17 protein-coding genes are annotated in these 19,164 nt (G+C 54.0%); 16 read left to right on the top strand and 1 reads right to left on the bottom strand.

Annotated features, from left to right (window positions below; genetic code table 11):
* The first annotated feature begins 32 nt into the window (after positions 1 to 32).
* The 16 genes from FYJ64_RS00405 (at position 33) to FYJ64_RS00330 (ending at position 17,999) form a co-directional block, all read left to right on the top strand.
* Positions 33 to 608 (top strand): histone deacetylase, encoded by a 576-nt coding sequence (locus FYJ64_RS00405; RefSeq protein ID WP_154573277.1) that lies wholly within the window; start codon positions 33 to 35, stop codon positions 606 to 608.
* A gap of 449 nt (positions 609 to 1,057) precedes the next feature.
* The gene (locus tag FYJ64_RS00400; RefSeq protein ID WP_154573276.1) at positions 1,058 to 2,587 is read left to right on the top strand and encodes a CAP domain-containing protein; all 1,530 of its coding nucleotides are present in this window, start codon (positions 1,058 to 1,060) and stop codon (positions 2,585 to 2,587) included.
* Positions 2,588 to 2,845: 258 nt separating this feature from the next.
* Positions 2,846 to 3,334: a ribosome maturation factor RimP gene (locus tag FYJ64_RS00395; protein WP_206045487.1), complete on the top strand. Its 489-nt coding sequence runs from the start codon at positions 2,846 to 2,848 to the stop codon at positions 3,332 to 3,334.
* Between the two features lie 24 nt (positions 3,335 to 3,358).
* Entirely contained in the window at positions 3,359 to 4,747 is a 1,389-nt protein-coding gene (gene nusA, locus FYJ64_RS00390) for a transcription termination factor NusA (protein ID WP_154573274.1), read from the top strand.
* Positions 4,728 to 5,015, top strand: a complete 288-nt coding sequence (rnpM, locus tag FYJ64_RS00385) for an RNase P modulator RnpM (RefSeq protein ID WP_235897062.1) — start codon at positions 4,728 to 4,730, stop codon at positions 5,013 to 5,015. Before nusA ends, rnpM begins: the two co-directional genes overlap by 20 nt.
* The gene (locus FYJ64_RS00380) at positions 5,002 to 5,331 is read left to right on the top strand and encodes a L7Ae/L30e/S12e/Gadd45 family ribosomal protein (RefSeq protein ID WP_154573273.1); all 330 of its coding nucleotides are present in this window, start codon (positions 5,002 to 5,004) and stop codon (positions 5,329 to 5,331) included. Before rnpM ends, FYJ64_RS00380 begins: the two co-directional genes overlap by 14 nt.
* Positions 5,331 to 8,225: a translation initiation factor IF-2 gene (gene infB / locus FYJ64_RS00375; protein ID WP_154573272.1), complete on the top strand. Its 2,895-nt coding sequence runs from the start codon at positions 5,331 to 5,333 to the stop codon at positions 8,223 to 8,225. The genes FYJ64_RS00380 and infB overlap by 1 nt, the downstream gene beginning before the upstream one ends.
* Before the next feature lie 73 nt (positions 8,226 to 8,298).
* On the top strand, positions 8,299 to 8,676 hold the full coding sequence (gene rbfA, locus FYJ64_RS00370; RefSeq protein ID WP_154573271.1) for a 30S ribosome-binding factor RbfA: 378 nt from the start codon (positions 8,299 to 8,301) through the stop codon (positions 8,674 to 8,676).
* Entirely contained in the window at positions 8,666 to 9,646 is a 981-nt protein-coding gene (locus tag FYJ64_RS00365; RefSeq protein ID WP_154573270.1) for a DHH family phosphoesterase, read from the top strand. Before rbfA ends, FYJ64_RS00365 begins: the two co-directional genes overlap by 11 nt.
* The gene (gene truB, locus FYJ64_RS00360; protein ID WP_154573269.1) at positions 9,636 to 10,616 is read left to right on the top strand and encodes a tRNA pseudouridine(55) synthase TruB; all 981 of its coding nucleotides are present in this window, start codon (positions 9,636 to 9,638) and stop codon (positions 10,614 to 10,616) included. The genes FYJ64_RS00365 and truB overlap by 11 nt, the downstream gene beginning before the upstream one ends.
* Before the next feature lie 5 nt (positions 10,617 to 10,621).
* Positions 10,622 to 11,638: a bifunctional riboflavin kinase/FAD synthetase gene (locus FYJ64_RS00355; RefSeq protein WP_154573268.1), complete on the top strand. Its 1,017-nt coding sequence runs from the start codon at positions 10,622 to 10,624 to the stop codon at positions 11,636 to 11,638.
* On the top strand, positions 11,638 to 13,446 hold the full coding sequence (gene iorA / locus FYJ64_RS00350; RefSeq protein WP_235897061.1) for an indolepyruvate ferredoxin oxidoreductase subunit alpha: 1,809 nt from the start codon (positions 11,638 to 11,640) through the stop codon (positions 13,444 to 13,446). Before FYJ64_RS00355 ends, iorA begins: the two co-directional genes overlap by 1 nt.
* Positions 13,443 to 14,042, top strand: coding sequence for a 2-oxoacid:acceptor oxidoreductase family protein (locus FYJ64_RS00345; protein WP_154573267.1), 600 nt, complete (start codon positions 13,443 to 13,445; stop codon positions 14,040 to 14,042). The genes iorA and FYJ64_RS00345 overlap by 4 nt, the downstream gene beginning before the upstream one ends.
* Complete coding sequence (locus FYJ64_RS00340; RefSeq protein WP_154573266.1) at positions 14,039 to 15,280, top strand: phenylacetate--CoA ligase family protein; 1,242 nt, start codon at positions 14,039 to 14,041, stop codon at positions 15,278 to 15,280. Before FYJ64_RS00345 ends, FYJ64_RS00340 begins: the two co-directional genes overlap by 4 nt.
* A 247-nt stretch (positions 15,281 to 15,527) precedes the next feature.
* Positions 15,528 to 15,794 carry a 30S ribosomal protein S15 gene (gene rpsO, locus FYJ64_RS00335; protein WP_154573265.1) on the top strand — a complete coding sequence of 89 codons (267 nt, stop codon included), beginning with the start codon at positions 15,528 to 15,530 and terminating at the stop codon, positions 15,792 to 15,794.
* A gap of 93 nt (positions 15,795 to 15,887) precedes the next feature.
* A complete protein-coding gene (locus tag FYJ64_RS00330) occupies positions 15,888 to 17,999 on the top strand; it encodes a polyribonucleotide nucleotidyltransferase (protein WP_154573264.1) in 2,112 nt (703 codons plus the stop codon).
* Positions 18,000 to 18,149: 150 nt separating this feature from the next.
* On the opposite strand, the gene FYJ64_RS00325 is transcribed toward FYJ64_RS00330, so the two are convergent.
* A complete protein-coding gene (locus FYJ64_RS00325; RefSeq protein WP_407928750.1) occupies positions 18,150 to 18,878 on the bottom strand; it encodes a queuosine precursor transporter in 729 nt (242 codons plus the stop codon).
* Positions 18,879 to 19,164: the final 286 nt, after the last annotated feature.

Raw genomic sequence — 19,164 nt, 5'->3', positions numbered from 1 at the left:
TAAACTTTACGGAAACAGACAGGAGGGTGCATATGATGAAGAACAAAAGCGAAACAGGAAACACAGGAAGCAATAGAAGAATCGACGGCGATTATGTATGGTACATGTCTTATGGAAGCAATATGTTTGAGAAAAGATTCGCCAGTTATATCGACGGCGGAGAATTCAGAGGGGGAGGAAGCCGGCATGAGGCATGTGAGGATAAGTCGGCTCCGCGCGCAGTTCGGGCCTGTGAGATACCCTATGACATGTATTTCAGAAATTCGTCCTGCTCCTGGGACGGCGGAGGCGTGTCGTTTCTGGATATCATGAAGCCCGGCCGGGCGAAGGGCGTGGCTTATCTGATTACCCGGGAACAGTTCAGTCATGTTGCCTGTCAGGAAAACGGAGGCTGCCCTCCGGAATTCAGCCGGGGATGGTATGATACGGTCGTGTCACTAGGCATCATGGACGGATATGAAGTGCTTACGATTACGAACGGAGAAACGGAGAATTACAATGTGCCGTCGGAGGCCTATCTTGAAACTCTCCGGGCGGGGCTTCGGGAGCATTTTCCCGAGATGACGGAAAAAGAAATCTGCGATTATCTGAGCCGCTGTATACGTTGACAGGCCGGCCGGTATATATGCCGCCGGGGTGCGCTGAAAATCAGTTATTTTCAATATTCTCGTGTAAAATGCGCGGGAATATTTTTATTAATGCGTGCTCAGCTATTGAATATGCTTGAAATATCAATAATACAAAGAATATATTTGACTTGACGAGAAATTGTCGATAAAATTTTATTCAGGGAGCTGCATTACCATGAGGCAATGCTGAATAAGTGTTTGTGGAGGAAGTACATATGGACAGCGAACAAAGAAATATCTGCGGCGGGCGCAGTTCCGCCTTCTTCATTGCTATATTGGCAGTGGTGTGCTTTTTTTTCATGAATGCCAGTAAACTGCCGGCGTATGCTGAAACAGGCCCTGAAGTAACTGTTCATACACAAAGTGAAATCAGGGAATACATAAGGAAAAACAATGCATATGCTGCGATACCAACCGCATTTGATGTCATGCCTGTAAAAAACACGAAACGGGGAGCCCTCAGTGATGCCGGAAAACGATCAGCGCTGGCAATGGTGAACAGCATGCGTTATGCGGCGGGGCTGGATGAAGTGACGCTGAGCGATGAGCAGGGGAATCTGGCTCAGGCAGCGGCCTTTGTCAGTTATTCCATTGGGGAGCTGACCCACACGCCGGCGGAGAACAGAAGCAAGCCCGGCTCTATGTCAGACACGGACTGGAATGACGGGGTACGGGGCTGCTGCTCTTCCAACCTGGCGTGCGGATACGGAAGCCTCAATACGGCTGTGCTTGCATGGAGCGATGACAGTGATGGATCGAATATTTCGAAGGTGGGACACCGCAGGTGGCTGTTGAATCCGTCGATGGGAACTGCGGGATTCGGAACTGCGGACGGCTATTATGCGATGTATGCTGTGGATATGTCCGGGCGCGGAACGCAGACCGGAGTGGCCTGGCCGGCACAGAATATGCCGGTTGAGTATTTTCATGGAGACGAACCCTGGAGCATTTCTGTCGGACAGAGGGTTACAAAGGAAAATGTTGCAGTCACGCTGACACGTATTTCCGACGGGAAAGTATGGACCTTCAGGGGAACTGACGCATATGAGGCGTCGGATTCCGGAAAATATTTCAACGTCGATAATGATGAATATGGAAAACCCGGCTGTATCATTTTCCGCCCGGACGGAGTTGAAGGATATAACGCCGGGGATCGGTACATGGTGGAGATTACCGGGGCGGCTGACGATACAATCAGATACAGCGTGACTTTTTTTGATGCTGTTGAAGAGACTGCCGTCAGTTCAGGTATGGCCGGAGCTTCCATGGCTTCGGATAATGATGCGGGAAGAGCAAACGGAGTGCCCGGTACAATGCTGACCACTGAAGAGCTGGACGCGGCTGTCGCCGAAATCGGCTCCGACGAACTCAAAGGATCCCCGTATCATCTCCTGCAGTTTAAATCAACGTCTCAGAGCAGGCACTCTGTTAAGCTTTCCTGGAAAAAGATGAAAGGCGCGAAAAAATATATCATCTACGGAAACAGGTGCGGAAAAAAATACAGGTACAAAAAAATCGCTGTTGTATCAGGGTCAGACCTGAAGGTTAACTCTGCTGCGAAGAAAAAAATAAAGAAGGGCTCCTGGTACAAGTTCCTTGTTTTCGCAGCTGATCAGAATGATAATATCCTTGCGGCATCAAAAACTGTCCATGTGTGTACTGCAGGCGGAAAGTATACGAATGTCAAATCGCTGAAACTTGTCAGCGCGAAGAAAACTCAGACCGCTCTGAAGAAACTGAAGATCGGCAAAAAGTACAGACTTAAAATTCATCAGACCAGAGCCTCCGGAAAACGGAGACTGAAAACTCATCGCGGCCTTCGGTATGAATCATCTGATTCCGGCGTGGCTTCTGTCAGCAATAAGGGAGTGGTCAGGGGAAAACGTAAAGGAATCTGTCATATTTATGTTTATGCACAGAACGGAGTACGGATTTCGGTGAAAGTGAAGGTCAGATAACCCGCTCCGGCACTTTGCGGGGACGGAACATGCAATTGCCGGAGCGCGGCTGTGCGTCATGCGGTATATATGCCGCTGGGTCGGCATCGCGCCGCTCAGCATGAATTTTGCTGTGCGGCGCCGCAAAATCAGTTATTTTCAGTATTTTCATTGACATGGACCGGGATTTGTGATAAGGTAAATGTGCTGGAATTTTATACTGGCAGGCAGCAAGAGTGGGCGAAACCCACTCTTTCAATTTTGTTAGAGGGAGTATCAATGGCAAAGGAATCGATGAAAGAGCTCGTCGGCCGGCTGACGGCAGACTTTCTGGCCGATCAGGGCCTGGAGCTGTATAATGTTGAATTTCGCAGGGAGGGCCATGACTGGTACCTGCGGGTCTATATCGATAAACTGCAGAAAGAGCAGGATGGGACGGACGTATATGTGAGTACAGACGACTGCGAGAAGGTCAGCCGTTACCTGTCCGACCGGCTGGATGAGGAAGATCCCATTCAGCAGAATTACATTCTTGAAGTCAGTTCTCCGGGGATGGACCGGCAGCTCTTCGAGAAGAAGGATTATGAACGCTTTGCGGGACGGATCGTCGATGTGAAGCTGTACAGGAATTTTGAGGGAAGCAAAGAGTTTCAGGGCGTTCTGCTCGGCCTGAGGGACGGATGCGTTGCGATTCAGCCCGAAGACGGCGCAGAACTGTCCTTTCCGCTGGAGCAGGTGGCAAAGACCAGCCTTGCCGTGATCTTTTGAAATATTAATTGGAGGTAACCATAGATGAACAGAGAATTTATCGAGGCCATGGAGCAGCTCGAGAAGGAAAAACACATTTCCAAGGATGTCCTGCTGGAAACCATTGAGTCGGCGCTGGTCTCCGCATACAAAAAAAATTACGGAACGGCGCAGAACGTCCGTGTGGTCATTGATCCGGACGACGGTGAAATCGCGGTGCTGATGCGGAAGGATATCGTGGCGGAAGAGGATATCGAGGACGATATGATTCAGATGTCTCTCGAAGAGGCGCATGAAATCGACCCTCGCTATGAGATCGGCGACGCGATCGAGTTTGCCGTGACGCCCAGAGATTTCGGCCGTATCGCCGCACAGACCGCCAAACAGGTGGTGGTTCAGAGAATCCGCGAGGCGGAACGCGGCATGGTGTATGACGATTTCATCACCCGTCAGGGAGAAATCATAACAGGAACCGTTCAGAGAAAGAGCGGCGAGACCATGTTTATCAATATCGGGCGTGCGGAGGGAATTCTTTCCGCGAACGAGCAGGTTCCCGGAGAGCATTTCAAGGTACACCAGCGCCTGAAGGTCTATATCATGGATGTCAAGAAGACTACCAAAGGTCCGCAGGTATTCCTATCCAGATCGCATCCGGGACTGGTGAAGATGCTGTTTGAACTGGAGGTTCCGGAGATCCAGGACGGTACAGTGGAAATCAGAGGAATTGCCAGGGAGGCCGGATCACGGACCAAGATGGCGGTTTATTCAGAGGATGAGAACGTCGATCCGGTAGGCGCCTGCGTCGGAACCAGGGGCAGCCGTGTTCAGTCCGTTGTGGATGAACTGAACGGTGAGAAGATCGACATCATTTTCTGGAGCGATTCTCCGGAGGAACTGATCGCCAATGTGCTGAGTCCGGCTACGGTGGAAGAAGTGATCATCGAGGACGAGGAAGAGAAGACGGCAACAGCGATCGTTCCCGATTATCAGCTTTCTCTGGCTATCGGCAAGCAGGGGCAGAACGTGCGCCTTGCTGCGAAAGTCAGCGGATGGAAAATAGACATCATGAGTCATACGCAGTATGAGGAGGCTCTTGCGGCTGCCGAGGCGGAATACGAGGAAGAACTGGAAGAGGCCGGGTACGAGGAAGAGCCGGAAGAGGCCGGGTACGATGAGGAGTTCCCGCAGGAGGAATCACCGGAAGTGCCGGCGGCGGATTATGAGGAAGAACTTACGGAGGAAGAGCCGACTGAGATATCGGAAGATGAAGAGCCGGAGGCTCCTGACGAGGAACCGGAGGATATCGCCGAACCGGCAGAGGAAGAAGCAGAAGACGCCGCAGAACCGGAGGAACCCGGAGATGCTGAAGACGCAGCGGCCGTAGAAGAGCCTGACGAAGAGGTGGGTGAAACGGTTGAGCAGAAAGAAGAGTAGCGACAGGAACAGAGTGCCCATGCGCCGATGCATCGGGTGCATGGAATCAAAGCCGAAGCAGGACCTGATCCGCATAGCTTTTTACGAAGGGGAGCTGAGCGTGGACCCGGGAGGAAAGGCAAAGGGACGGGGTGTATACCTTTGTCGCAACAGAGAATGCGCTGCCCTGGCGAAAAAGAAAAACGCACTGCAGAGAAATTTCAAACAGAATTTTTCCGGCGAAACCATAGATCGGATTTTTGAGGAGCTGCTGAATGCTGAGCAATAAACTGTCCGGTTATCTGGGGTTTGCCACAAAGGCAGGCAGGCTGCAGACCGGATATAATACATGTCTGTCGCTGATTGAAAAGAGACGAGTCAGATTATTGATTGTTGCGGAAGATTCATCGATGAACACCGTGAAAAAAATGTCTCAGAAATGCAGGACGAATGGAACAGACGTAAGAATTTTCGGTACAAAGAAAGAATTATCAGGGATCACGGGCAGAGGCGAAAGCAGTGTGTTCGCCATTACAGACAGCAATTTCGCCAGCGTGATCCGACAGGAGATTGACCGCATACAATCAGAAAGAGAGGTGTTCTAATGACGAAAAAGGTATTTGAACTTGCCAGAGAGATGGGTGTCTCGAGCAAGGACCTTATCGGAAAGGCGGAGAGCCTCGGCATCGACGTGAAAAACCACATGAGTGCATTGTCGGATGCCGATATAGATAAGATAAAGAGCGGGGCCGGGAAGCCTGCCGCAAAGAGCACATCCAGCGGACGCAAGGTGCCGGTGGGACGCCCGATCGTGGATGAAGAGTTTCTGGCGAACAAAAAGAAACCCCCTGTCGGGAAGCCGCTGGTCAACGAGGAAATGCTGGCCAGAAGGGAAAAGGCCAAGGCGGAGGGTAAGACGGATACAGCCCCGGTGAAGCCGGTTGTGGAGGATTCATCTGTCGAAAAACATTCTGCGGATACAAAGGAAACTCCCTCGGTGAAGAAAGCTCCGGAAAAAGAACCGGAAAAGAAATCCGGGAAAAAGCCGGAACCTGAGAAGAAGGCGGCCCCTGCAAAGAAACCGGCAGAGAAAACCGCAGCCGCAAAGCCTGCCGCAGAGAAGCAGGCGCCGGCAAAGAAGGAAGCCGTTAAGGCTGTACAGGATAAGAAGGCGGCAGAACATCCGGAAGCCGGGGACGCAAAGGAAACAAAGGCGCCCGCAGAGACAAAAGAAGTGAAGAAGGAGCACGTCGTCAAGACCGTGGCGTCAGAGCGTGCAAGTATGCCGCGCATCAAGATTATCTCCAGAGCGAAGGATCAGAAGAAGGCAGAGGCTGCGAAGAAGTCTTCAGACGGACGTAAGAGCGATGACGGACGCAAATCCTCCGACCGCAGCGGCCGGAGGACCGGAAATGACAGAAAGAACGACCGTCGGACGAAAAAGAACGGTGACGAACGCGGAAACCGCCGGAGAGGCGGCGCGGAAGGCGGTGAAGGCCGTGATTCCCGCGGAGGAAATCGTCCGCAGCGCAATGGCGGAGGAAACCGTTCGGCCGCACCGGCGGCAGGAACCGGCGACAGCAGGAGCGGAAAAGGCCGTCGTGACGACCGCCGCAGCCACGTACGCCGTGACGATCGCAATAAATTCTCCAAGTTTGAGAAGAAATCGCTGGAGAAAAAGGAAAGAAAGAAATACACCAAGCCGAAACAGGAAGTGGTCGAGGAGGTCGTCGAAGAAACGCTGCCGGAGGGCACTATCCGTGTGAACGTGCCGATCACGGTAGCCGGATTCTGCGAGCAGGCGGAAGTCTCCACATCCAAAGTGATCATGACGCTGATGAAGCTGGGTATTATGGCTAATATCAACCAGAATATCGATGAAGATACTCTGATGGTACTGGCAGATGACCTGGGAATCAGCGTGGTCGTCGGACAGGTTGAAGAGGAAGAGAAAGAAGAAGGCATCGAGGACTTCAAGGACAGAGAGAAGGATCTGAAGCCGCGTCCGCCGATTATTACGGTAATGGGCCATGTCGACCACGGAAAGACTTCTCTGCTGGACGCGATCCGGAAGACAAACGTCACGTCCACTGAGTCCGGCGGAATCACACAGGCGATCGGTGCATCCGAGGTCAGCATCAACGGTCAGAAGATCGTGTTCCTCGATACGCCGGGGCACGAGGCATTTACTGCCATGCGCGCCAGAGGCGCCCATGTGACGGATATTGCTGTGCTGGTTGTCGCGGCGGATGACAGCGTCAAGCCGCAGACGGTTGAATCCATCAGCCATGCGAAGGCGGCGGGCGTTCCGATCATTGTCGCGATCAATAAAATGGACAAGCCCGGTGCCAATCCCGATCTTGTCAAAAAGGATCTGGCTGACCACGGCGTTCTGGTTGAAGACTGGGGCGGCGATGTGATCAGCGTGCCGGTATCGGCCAAGACCGGAGAGGGCATCACGAACCTTCTGGAAATGATTCTGCTGCAGGCGGAGGTTCTGGAACTGAAAGCGAATCCGAACCGTCTGGCTATGGGATCGGTTATCGAAGCGCGGCTGGACAGAGCCAAGGGCCCTGTTGCATCTCTGCTGGTTCTGAACGGAACCCTTCAGGCGGGTCAGAGCATCGTTGCCGGAACCTGCTCCGGAAGGATCAGACTGATGGTGAATGACAAAGGAGAGGCCATTAAAAAGGCAGGCCCGGCCACTGCGGTGGAAATTCTGGGTCTGACCGATGTGCCGCAGGCCGGAGACGAATTCAATGCGGTTCGTGACGACAAGGTGGCGCGCGAGATCGCTGCCCGCCGTCAGGAGAAACTGCGTGAAGAGGTTCTTGCAAAGAATTCCTCAATGACACTGGACAAACTGTTCAGCCAGATTCAGGAGGGAGATGTCAAGGAACTGAACCTGATTATCAAGGGTGATGTCCAGGGCTCCGTGGGAGCGCTGAATTCTTCGCTGGAGAAACTGAATAACGAGAATGTCAAGGTGAATGTGGTGCATTCCGGCGTCGGCACGGTATCCGAATCCGACATCATGCTGGCGGAAACCTCCGATGCGGTCATTATCGGATTCAACGTACGGCCGAGCACTGCGGTGACCACGATGGCGGATCAGAAGGGCGTGGAGATTCGTCTCTACCGCGTCATCTACGATGTAATCAACGATGTGGAGGCCGCGATGAAGGGCATGCTGGATCCGGAATACCGGGAAGAGGTTCTGGGCAAGGCCGAGATCCGGGATACGTTCAAGGTGCCCGGAGTGGGCGTTGTGGCCGGAGCTTATATCACGGAGGGCAAGGTCGTCCGGAACGAGGATATCCGTCTGGTGCGTGACGGTATCGTCATTCACGAGGGAAGGATTTCCTCTTTGAAGAGATTCAAGGACGATGCGAAGGAAGTTGCTCAGGGTTATGAATGCGGAATCGGTATCGAAGACTATAACGACGTGAAGATCGGTGATGTCATCGAGTGCTTTACGATGGTGGAAATCGAACGATAGCCGGATGGCAGACGGGCAGTGATCGAACGACAGCCGGATGGAAATTGAACGATGAAGATAAACGGTGATAATTATGGGAAAAGGTTACAGACAGGGACGGATCGGTGAGGAAATACGGAAAATCATCAGCCGGATGCTGCTCCGGGAGCTGAAGGACCCGAGATTGTCGGGCATGATCAGTATTACCGGCGTTGACGTGACCCGGGATAACAGCTATGCCACGTGCTACGTGACGATTCTGGATACCTCCGGAGATGAGGAAAGGGAACACGAACGTCAGGCACAGGCGATTGAAGGACTGGAAAGCGCCAGGGGACTGATCCGCCGGGAAATCGGAAAGGAAATCAAGCTGCGTCATGTGCCTGAGCTGATTTTCAAAATAGATCGGTCCATGGAGTACGGACGGCACATAGACGAAGTAATCCGGGAACTGGAGCATAATGATGAATAACGACAGTCTGAAGACAATCAGCGGGGTTCTGTCCGGCGCGGAGCGGATTCTCCTGTTTCCCCACATCAATATGGACGGGGACGCACTGGGATCCGCTGCGGCGCTGTGCCATGTGCTGCGGCGCATGGGCAGGGAAGCCTTTGTGCTCCTGGAGGATAAAATTCCGGACAATCTCGCATTTCTCGACCGCGGATACTGCACCTTCGATGCTGACCGGATCGGGGAACCGGATCTGTGCGTCTGCGTGGACTGCGGTGATGCCGGACGGTTCCCGAAACGCAGGGAGGCGTTTATGCGAGGAAAGACGACGATGTGCATCGATCATCACGCCACCTCCGATCCCTTCTGCCGGTACAACCTCATCGACCCGGGAGCATGCGCCACTGGGGAACTGATCTATAAAGTAATCTGCGCGATGGGACAGGAAATCGACAGAGAAACGGGTGAAGCCCTGTTTGCGGCTATCACCACGGATTCCGGAAATTTCCAGTATTCCAATACGACAAAGGAAACCCATGAGATCGTGGCGTCTCTGTATGACTCCGGACTGGACGCCAACGGAGTCAGCGTGAAAATCTATGAGACTGTGAGACTGGAAAAACTGAAAATCCGGGCCCGTGTGCTGGAGAATATCACACTGTACGGCGGCGGCCGTCTCTGCATAGGCTTTGTTACACAGGAAATGCTGAAAGAAACCGGCGCACTGATGGAGGAGACAGAAGGGGTCGTCGCAGAACTGCGGTCTATCGACGGCGTACAGATCGCGGTCTTCATCAAGGAAGAGGAAGAGCGTCTCTGCAAGGTCAGTCTTCGGGCGAAGAGCGTCGGGGACGTAGCGGAGATCGCGGCGGCGTTTAACGGCGGAGGACACAAAAAAGCGGCCGGATGCACGCTGCACTGCACTCTGCGTGAGGCAGAGGAAAAGATGCGCGCGGCGGCTCTGGAGAATCTTGAACGATATGACAAATGACGGAATTATTATAATCAATAAGCAGCAGAATATGACTTCTCACGATGTGGTGGCACAGGTCCGCCGGATTTTCGGTATTCGCAGGATCGGCCATACAGGTACGCTGGATCCCATGGCGACAGGGGTTCTGCCGGTGTGCGTGGGACGGGCGACCCGCATTATGGAATATCTGGATCTGGATCTGAAGGAGTACCGCTGCAGCATGAAGCTGGGCCGCAGAATGGATACCCAGGACGTCTGGGGGCAGGAAACGGCGCGGGTTTCTCCGGAGAGAGTGAATCTGATTCGCCGGGAAGACGTGGAGGCGGCGTTCGCAGCTTTTCACGGCGTGATTTCCCAGACGCCCCCGATGTATTCCGCGGTACGTGTGAATGGGAAAAAACTGTATGAGTACGCTCGTGCCGGAGAAACGGCAGAAGTAAAAGCGAGGAAAATTTATATCGACCGTCTTGCAATTGAGGCGATGGATCTGGGTCGCGGATACGAGAGTACCGTGACTTTTTCTGTGAGGTGCTCCAAAGGAACGTACATCCGCGCCATCTGTGAAGAGGCGGGAGAGCGCCTGGGCGTTTACGGAGCAATGTCCGCGCTGATACGTGAGGCTTCCGGTGCATTCAAAATTGAAGATGCGGTAGAGCTGGCGGAGCTGGCGATGATGGACAAAGAACATCGGGAGCGGCTTCTGCTGAATATTCCGGATCCGCTGGTCCATTTCGGTGAACTGGAGGTACAGGAATACGACGCCAGACGTCTTCTTAACGGGCTTCCGGTATGGATCGATCACTGCACATTCGGAAGCGAGCCGGAATACCGGAATAAAGAGTTTCCGCTGCCGATACGCCCGGAATTCCGCCGGGCCTACAGAGCGTTCGGACCGGTGGAGGGAAAGAAGACTTTCCTGGGCGTGGTATTTGCGGATGAAGCTTATGAGAACGTAAAGGCAGACAAGATTTTTTATACGAGAGGTTGACTGATTTGATTATTTTTGAAGAACTCGATGAGATCAGAGATATGGAGCCGGCGGCAGTCGCGCTGGGAAATTTTGACGGCGTGCATCTGGGGCACCAGAAGCTGATCAGCAAGGCGGTGGAATGTGCGAAGCAGAGAGAACTGAAATCTGCGGTCTTTACTTTTTCCAATCATCCCAGAGACTTGCTGCCTAAGGCGAAGAAAGTAAAGTCTATTTTGTACAAAAATGAAAAAGCGGAGATCATCGAATCACTGGGGGTGGACTATCTGATTAACATCCCGTTTACCAAAGAGATTATGAATATGGATCCGGTGAGCTTTATTGAGGAGATTCTGCTGAACCGTTTACATATGAAAGCGGCGTTCTGCGGTTTTAACTATCGGTTCGGTAAGGAGGCGGCAGGAAATCCGAGAGTTCTGGAAAACATCGGAATTGACCGCGGCTTCACGGTTTACGAGATGCCGGCCTACAGGATTAAGGGAAACGTGGTGAGCAGCTCGCTGATCCGGACAATGATCGCTTCAGGTCAGGTGGAGCGCTGCAAAACCTATATGGGCAGAAATTATGAAATCGGAGGCGAGGTCGTTGTTGGAAACCGGCTCGGACGCAAGCTGGGATTTCCGACGTCTAATCTCGTCATCGATCCCGATATGGTCACGCCACCCAACGGCGTCTATGTGACCTACTGCGATTACAACGGTGTTCGCTATCCGAGTGTGACGAATGTGGGAAACAAGCCGACCATCGGGCGGTACGGAAAAAATGTGGAGACGCATATCTTCGATTTTGACCGCGAACTGTACGGAAAAAAGATTATCGTGGAGTTCCTGAAGAAGACCCGGGATGAGGTCCGGTTCGATGATGTGAAGGAACTTTCAGAGCAGATCGTCCGCGACTGCAGGGAAGCGAAGGAATACCACGAGATGCTTGCGGAGCAGGAACGGCAGGAGCAGGAATTTTCCGCGGCGGCGCGGAAAGAGAAAGCGATGCCGGACGATGATGAGAACCGGGAGGACAGGTGATGAAGGAACTTCTGATGGGAAATGAAGCTGTAGCGCTGGGAGCGCTGGCGGCTGGCGTTCAGGTGGTCTGCGGCTATCCGGGCACGCCCTCGACTGAGGCACTGGAAACCGTTGCGAAGAGGAATCCGGGCGGCGTCTATGTGGAGTGGTCGGTAAATGAGAAGGCGGCCGCGGAGGTCGCGGCGGGTGCGTCCTGCAGCGGAGCACGGTCTATGGTCACCATGAAGCAGATGGGGCTCAATGTGGCGGCGGATCCGGTCATGTGTGTCAATTATCTGGGGGTTCGCGGCGGAATGGTCATCTATGTAGCGGATGACCCCGGACCGATTTCCTCGCAGACGGAGCAGGACACCCGGAGCTTCGGACGGTTCGCCCATATTCCGGTGCTGGACTGCAATTCTCCGGAGCAGGCGTTCCGCCTGACACAGGATGCCTTTGTTCTCTCTGAGGAAAAAGGCTGCCCTGTGATCCTGCGGAGCACCACCCGCGTCTGTCATTCATGTGCGGTCATCGATGTTCCTGAAATTCATGCTCCCGGGGGAGCATCCGGCTTCGAGAAGGATCCGCGATGGGTCATCTTCCCACGGCTTTCCTATGAGAACAAAAAGAAACTGATTGCCCGGGAGAAGCTGCTTGAGGAGGAGTTTTCAGGATATCGGGAAAACCGCATCAGCGGATCCGGCCCCATCGGTATCGCCTGCGGCGGAATCAGCTGCGCCTATGTGAGAGATGCGATTGCGGAAATCGAAGGATATGAGGAGAAATTCACTCTTCTGGAAATCGCTTCACCATATCCGTTCCCCCGGAAACTGGCGGAAAAATTTCTGAATGCGACGGAGCAGACCATCGTGTTCGAGGAACTGGATCCATATATTGAAGATGCGCTGACGGAGCTGTGCGGAAGCGGGCAGCGGACAGGGAAGGTTCTGGGAAAGCGGACAGGCTCTGTTCCTGTGGCGGGAGAATTGTCTGCCCTTAAGATTCAGCAGTGCCTGGAGAAGAACTTCGGAATCCGGGGAACGCTGAAACCGGGAGAATTTCCGGATGCGCCGGAGATGCCGGTTCGGCCGCCGGTGCTCTGTGCGGGCTGCCCTCACCGGGGAGCGTTTTATGCGGTGAAACGTGCGACAGCAGGGAGAAAATCGGTATACTGCGGCGACATCGGCTGCTATACCCTGGGGAATGCGGCTCCTCTGGACATGGTAGATACCTGCTTGTGCATGGGAGCCGGAATCACCATGGCGCAGGGAATCCGGCACGTGGATCCTGATACGCTGTGCTTTGCCTTTGTCGGAGACTCCACATTCTTCGCCAGCGGAATCACAGGTGTGGTCAACGCAGTGTATAACCAGGCGGATATGATTCTCGCCGTGCTGGATAATTCCACTACGGCGATGACAGGGCATCAGCCCCATCCCGGAATCGGGCTTACGATGATGGGAACCCGGAGCCGCCCCGTGGATATTGAGCAGGTGCTCCGGGGCGTCGGCGTGACCAGTGTGCGGACAGTAGATCCGTTGAATCTGAAGGCTTCTGAGGAAGCGGTCCGGGCGGCTTCTGAGGAGGAAGGCGTGCGCGCTATTATTTTCCGATCGCCCTGTATCGCTGTCACAAAACCGAAGGGGTGCATGGAGGTCCGGGAGAAGGACTGCATCGGATGCAGAACCTGTATCGATGAGATCGGCTGTCCGGCGGTACTCATGAAGAACGGCACAGCCTTCATCGACGGCAGCCTGTGTACGGGGTGCGGCCTGTGCGCACAGCTCTGTCCGGCGGACTGCATTACAATGGAGGTGAGCAAATCATGAAGAATTGTCTTTTGTGCGGCGTCGGCGGACAGGGAACGGTGCTCGCTTCCCGGATTATCGCTGCGGCGGCCATGGCGAAGGGACTGGACGCAAGAACGGCGGAAACCATCGGTATGGCGCAGAGAGGCGGCAGCGTGGTCAGCCATGTGCGTATCGGAGAGGTACCGGGAGAAAAAGTCACCGGACCGCTTGTCCCGGAGGGAAGCGCAGATGTGCTCATCGGATTTGAACCCGGGGAGGCGGCGCGGAATCTCCGATATCTCCGGCCGGACGGAGTGGTGATCGTCTGTGGGCAGGAGGTACGACCTGTTACGGCTTCCCTGGGACAGAGTGGATATCGGGGCGAAGACGCGGTGGTGTATCTGAAACAGAAAGCTGCGCACTGCTTTGTCATAGACGTGGAACGAATCTGCGGGGAGTGCGGCTCTCCCAGGGTGACCAATGTAGCTCTCGTGGGCGCGATGGCCGGAACCGGCGCGATGTCGCTGACGGTTCCGGATGTGGAAAAGGCGCTGGAAACCCGTCTCAGACCGTCACTGCTGGAGATGAACAGAAAGGCTCTCATAATGGGAGCAGAAGGAATGAATCAGCTATGAAAATGAAACAGGAAGCGCTGGAACAGATCCGGGCGCAGATGAAGAGAATGAAGGAAGCGAAGGGCTTCTACGCGAAAAAGCTGGAAGGCGTCGAGCCGGAGGATATCCGGAGTCAGGAGGATTTTGAGAAGCTGCCTTTTTCCGAAAAGGCAGATCTGAGGGACGCTTATCCGCTGGGCCTTTCTGTGGTTCCGGAGGAAAAGATTGTCCGGATCCATTCCTCCAGCGGCACCACCGGAACGCCGGTCATCATTCCTTACACGCAGAAGGACGTGGAGGACTGGGCGGAGCTGTTCCGCCGCTGTTATGAGATCGCGGGGATTACGAATAAAGACCGCATCCATATTACGCCGGGTTACGGTCTGTGGACGGCCGGCATCGGATTCCAGCTGGGAGCGGAACGGCTGGGAGCCATGGCGGTTCCCATGGGGCCGGGCAATACGCCGAAACAGATCCGGTTCATGGAGGATCTGCATACGACAGTGCTTTGTGCCACCTCATCCTATGCGCTGCTTCTCGCCGAGGAAATCGAGAAGCGTGGAGTCAGGGACCGTCTCAGTCTGCGGAAGGGCGTCATCGGTTCGGAGCGCTGGGGCTCCAAGATGAGGGAGCGCATCGCTCATGAGCTGGGGGTGGAGCTCTATGATATCTACGGACTGACTGAGGTCTACGGACCGGGAATCGCGATCAACTGCGAATATAATACCGGCATGCATTACTTCGACGATTTTTTCTATTTTGAGATTATCGATCCGAAAACCGGAAAGAATCTGCCTGACGGTGAGCTGGGTGAGCTGGTCATCACAACTCTGCAGAAGGAGGGTGCTCCGCTGATCCGTTACCGCACTCACGATCTGACGCGTATCATTCCGGACGACGTTCCCTGCCCCTGCGGACGGACGCTGCCCCGCATAGATGTGATTCTGGGACGGACGGACGACATGGTCAAGGTGCACGGCGTCAATATGTTCCCGGGACAGATCGAGGACGCTCTGAAGGAGGTTCAGGGCGCCAGCAGTGAATATCAGGTGTTCATTGATCACGAAAACGGGAGAGACAAGATCACTCTGTTCGTGGAAACCGGGCTGGAAAAGGATGGCTACAAGGAACTGGAGACGCAGATCAAGGCGACCGTCAAATCCCGTATCGGTGTGGCGGTTATCCCTAAGGCGGTGGAGATCGGAGACCTGCCCAGGAGCGAGAAGAAGACCACGAGGGTCTTCGATTACCGGTATTAGGAACTGCTGTCCGGCAGGCGTCTATTCCGATGAGTGGTGATTCTCGGCCGGGATCAGTCCTCCGGACAGAGTTGCAGACCCTTCTGCGGTGTCGTGAAAATGAGACTCCGGCGCCGCGAAAAGTTCTTGCAATAGGGTAACGCCTATGGTAAAATACATTGGCGGAAATACTACCTTCAGCTTGGTTACGCGCTGACTCCGGCGGTGACTCAGTGAAGGCGTATGACATCAGAAAGGAGACAGAAACATGATTACAAAGGAAAAGAAGCAGGCGATTATTCAGGAATATGCTACGAAGGACAATGACACGGGTTCTCCCGAGGTTCAGGTCGCTATTCTGACAGCCAGAATCAACGAGCTGAACGAGCATCTGAAGGAGCACAAGCACGATCATCATTCCAGAAGAGGTCTTCTGAAAATGGTAGGTAAGAGAAGAAACCTTCTGAACTACCTGAAGGAAGCGGATATCGAAAGATACAGAAGCCTGATCACTCGTTTAGGATTGAGAAAGTAGTACTGGAAAAATTTAGGCGGGGTAACTACCCCGCCGATTTTTGTAGATATGGTAAAAAACGAGCAATAAACAGGAAGGAGTTGTTTATTCGAAATGGCAAGATTTACAGATTACAGAACATTTAAGATGGCGATCGGCGGAAGGCTGCTTCAGCTTGAGATAGGCAAGGTGTGTGAGCAGGCGAACGGACAGGTTATGGTAAGATACGGGGAGTCCGTCGTCAACGTTACAGTGTGCGCCTCCAAGGAGCCGAGAGAGGGAGCGGATTTTTTCCCGCTGACCTGTGATTACGAGGAGAGAATGTACGCCGCGGGAAAGATTCCGGGCGGATTTATCCGCAGAGAGGGAAGACCCAGCGAGAAAGCGATCCTCAGCTGCCGGCTGATGGACAGACCGCTGAGACCGCTGTTCCCCAAGGGTTTCTATAACGACGTCAGCGTGGTGGCGACGGTCATGTCTGTGGATCCGGACTGTGAGACGGACGTCATGGCTATGATCGGATCATCGGTTGCGCTGGCGATTTCCGATATTCCGTGGGACGGACCGACCGGATCCGTTCGCGTGGGACGGGTGGATGGAGAATTCGTCATCAACCCGACGCTGGAGCAGAGAGAAGTAAGCGATATCAATCTGACGGTAGCCGGAACCGGCGAGGCTATCATGATGGTAGAGGCCGGCGCGGAGGAAGTGCCGGAGAGCGTTATGCTGGATGCCATCTTCTATGCTCATGAGGAAATCAAGAAACTGGTTGCCTTCATCGACGAGGTGGTGGCCGAGGTAGGAAAGCCGAAAATGGACATCAATCTCATCACACCGCCGGAAGAACTGGAAGCAGCAGTCAGAGCCTTTGCCACGGACAGAATGAATACCGCGCTGCATACTCCCGACAAGCTGGAGAGACTGGACAATATGGATGCCGTCGAGGTGGAGACACAGGAGCATTTTGCGGAGGAATTCCCGGAAGGCGAAAAAGATATCGCGAGTATTCTGTTCCAGATCACAAAGGAATGTATGCGCGCCATGGTTCTGGACGAGGGCGTGCGTGTGGATAACAGAAAACTGGACGAGATCCGTCCGGTCTGGTGCGAGACGGGTCTGCTGCCGAGAGTACACGGCACGGGACTGTTCAAGAGAGGGCAGACCCAGGCTTTGTCCGCATGTACACTGGCGCCTCTTTCCGAAGTGCAGCGCATCGACGGACTGACAGAGCAGACGGAGAAACGTTACATTCACCACTACAATTTCCCCGGATATTCCACCGGAGAACCGAAGCCGCCCCGCAGCCCCGGACGCCGTGAGATCGGACACGGAGCTCTTGCAGAGAGAGCGCTGCTGCCGGTGCTCCCGGACAAAGAAGAATTCCCCTACGCGATACGCGTGGTTTCGGATATCCTGTCCTCGAATGGTTCTACGTCGATGGCCTCCACATGCGGATCCTGTCTGGCACTGATGGATGCCGGCGTTCCCATCCGCAGACCCGTTGCGGGCATTGCCATGGGACTGATTGAGCGCGTGGAAGAGGACGGAACCAGCAAGATGGCAATTCTCAGCGACATTCAGGGAATGGAAGATTTCATGGGCGATATGGACTTCAAGGTAACCGGAACGGAAGTGGGCGTCACTGCCATGCAGATGGATATCAAGGTTCACGGCCTCTCCAAAGAAATCATGGAGCAGGCGCTGAGACAGGCCCGTGAAGGCAGAATGCACATCATGGAAATCATGAAGGAGGAAATCGCGGAGCCGAGACCGGAGCTGTCCAAGTATGCGCCGCGCTGCATCTCCATGACCATCGATCCGGATAAGATCCGCATCGTCATCGGACCGGGAGGAAAGACCATCAACAAAATCGTGGACGAATGCAATGTCAAGATCGACATTGACGAAGACGATCTGGGACTGGTCACCATCTATTCCGAGAACATGGAAGGCGCGGAAGAGGCCCGCAGACGCATCGAACTTCTGACCAAGGACGTTGAGGTCGGCGAAGTCTACGAGGGTACCGTTATGCGCATCATGAACTTCGGTGCATTCATCGAGGTTCTGCCCGGCAAGGAAGGTCTGCTTCACATCTCCAAGATGGCGAAGGGCCGTGTCGAGAGAGTGGAAGATGTGATGAACATCGGCGACAAAGTCATGGTCAAGGTTTACGAGATCGACAAGCAGAACCGGATCAATCTGGTTCGTGCGGATCTGGACAAATAAATTTCAGACAAAAAAGGGGCTGCCGCACCGGCTAAACCGCATCAGAGTGATATGCTCTGACCGGGGGTGCGCAGCTCCTTTCTGTTTGCGGTTATTCTCCGGATTCCGCCGTCTGCTTTGCGCCAATCCGTCTGTCTCGGATTCCGCCGATTACGCTTCGGATTCCGCCGTCTGCTCCGCAGACGTCTGTCTGCGGGAAATCCGGCGGCAAAGGTATACGAAGGGTGTGTCCGCAAGACTGGTGACGATGAAGATCACGTAGGAGGAAATCATGATTGAAACCAGAGTCCCCGCAGGATAAGTGCCCGCAAATGCGAAGAGCGGATAGAGTACGGTGTTCAGCAGCTGGGAAACCAGTGTGGAACCGTTGTTCCGCAGCCAGAGGAAACTGTCTCTGTCGTGAAATCTCTTTTCGGTGAAGCCCCACCATTTGTGATAGAGCCATACGTCAAAGAACTGGACGATGATGTATACGGCGAGTGAGGCAGCCATAAGCCTCGGTGTATGGGAAAAGACCGTTCTGATGGCAGGCATCGCGAAGTCGCCGGAGGAGGGCGTGTACAGGAGCCAGGAGGAGGAGATGACCACAAAGCACAGGGATGTGGCTATCCCGATGCGGACGGCCCGCTTGGAATCCTCCTTTCCGTATATCTCACTGACGATGTCGGTGACCAGGAATGTGGAGGCGAATAGGATATTTCCCAGCGTCATTTCCATTCCGAAAGCGCGGACCAGAATCAGCACCTCGATATTCGCCGCAATGGTGGCCAGTGCGATCCACATATACAGTCCGTGCTTCCCCAAAAGACGGTAGCAGACCACGACGGCACTGTACTCGACGAGAAGCGTAAGAATCAGAATCAGTTCATTTGTCAGCATTTCATTCTCCTTTTCTGAGCAGAAAAAAACCGGCGTCTGGGAACCAAAAAACGCCGGGCATATCATACTCGTTTAGTCCGTAGTTTTGTTTATAGACAGGATGGTTCCGAACTGTCTTATGCAATTGCAAATCCTAATATACCATATTTGCGCGAGTTTGTCACGGAACTTGTGCGAGTTTGTCGCGAGAAATTGCCGGACGGCAGGGATCACGGAGCGGCGATGTATGGCGGGAAATCGCCGGACGGCGGAATTTCTGCTGTTGAACGGCGGAAAAATCGTGTAT

This window comes from Hornefia butyriciproducens, assembly GCF_009695915.1.
Lineage (GTDB): Bacteria > Bacillota > Clostridia > Peptostreptococcales > Anaerovoracaceae > Aminicella > Aminicella butyriciproducens.
The sequence above is the reverse complement of the archived record's forward strand: the minus strand, read 5'-3'. Positions and strand labels throughout refer to the sequence as shown.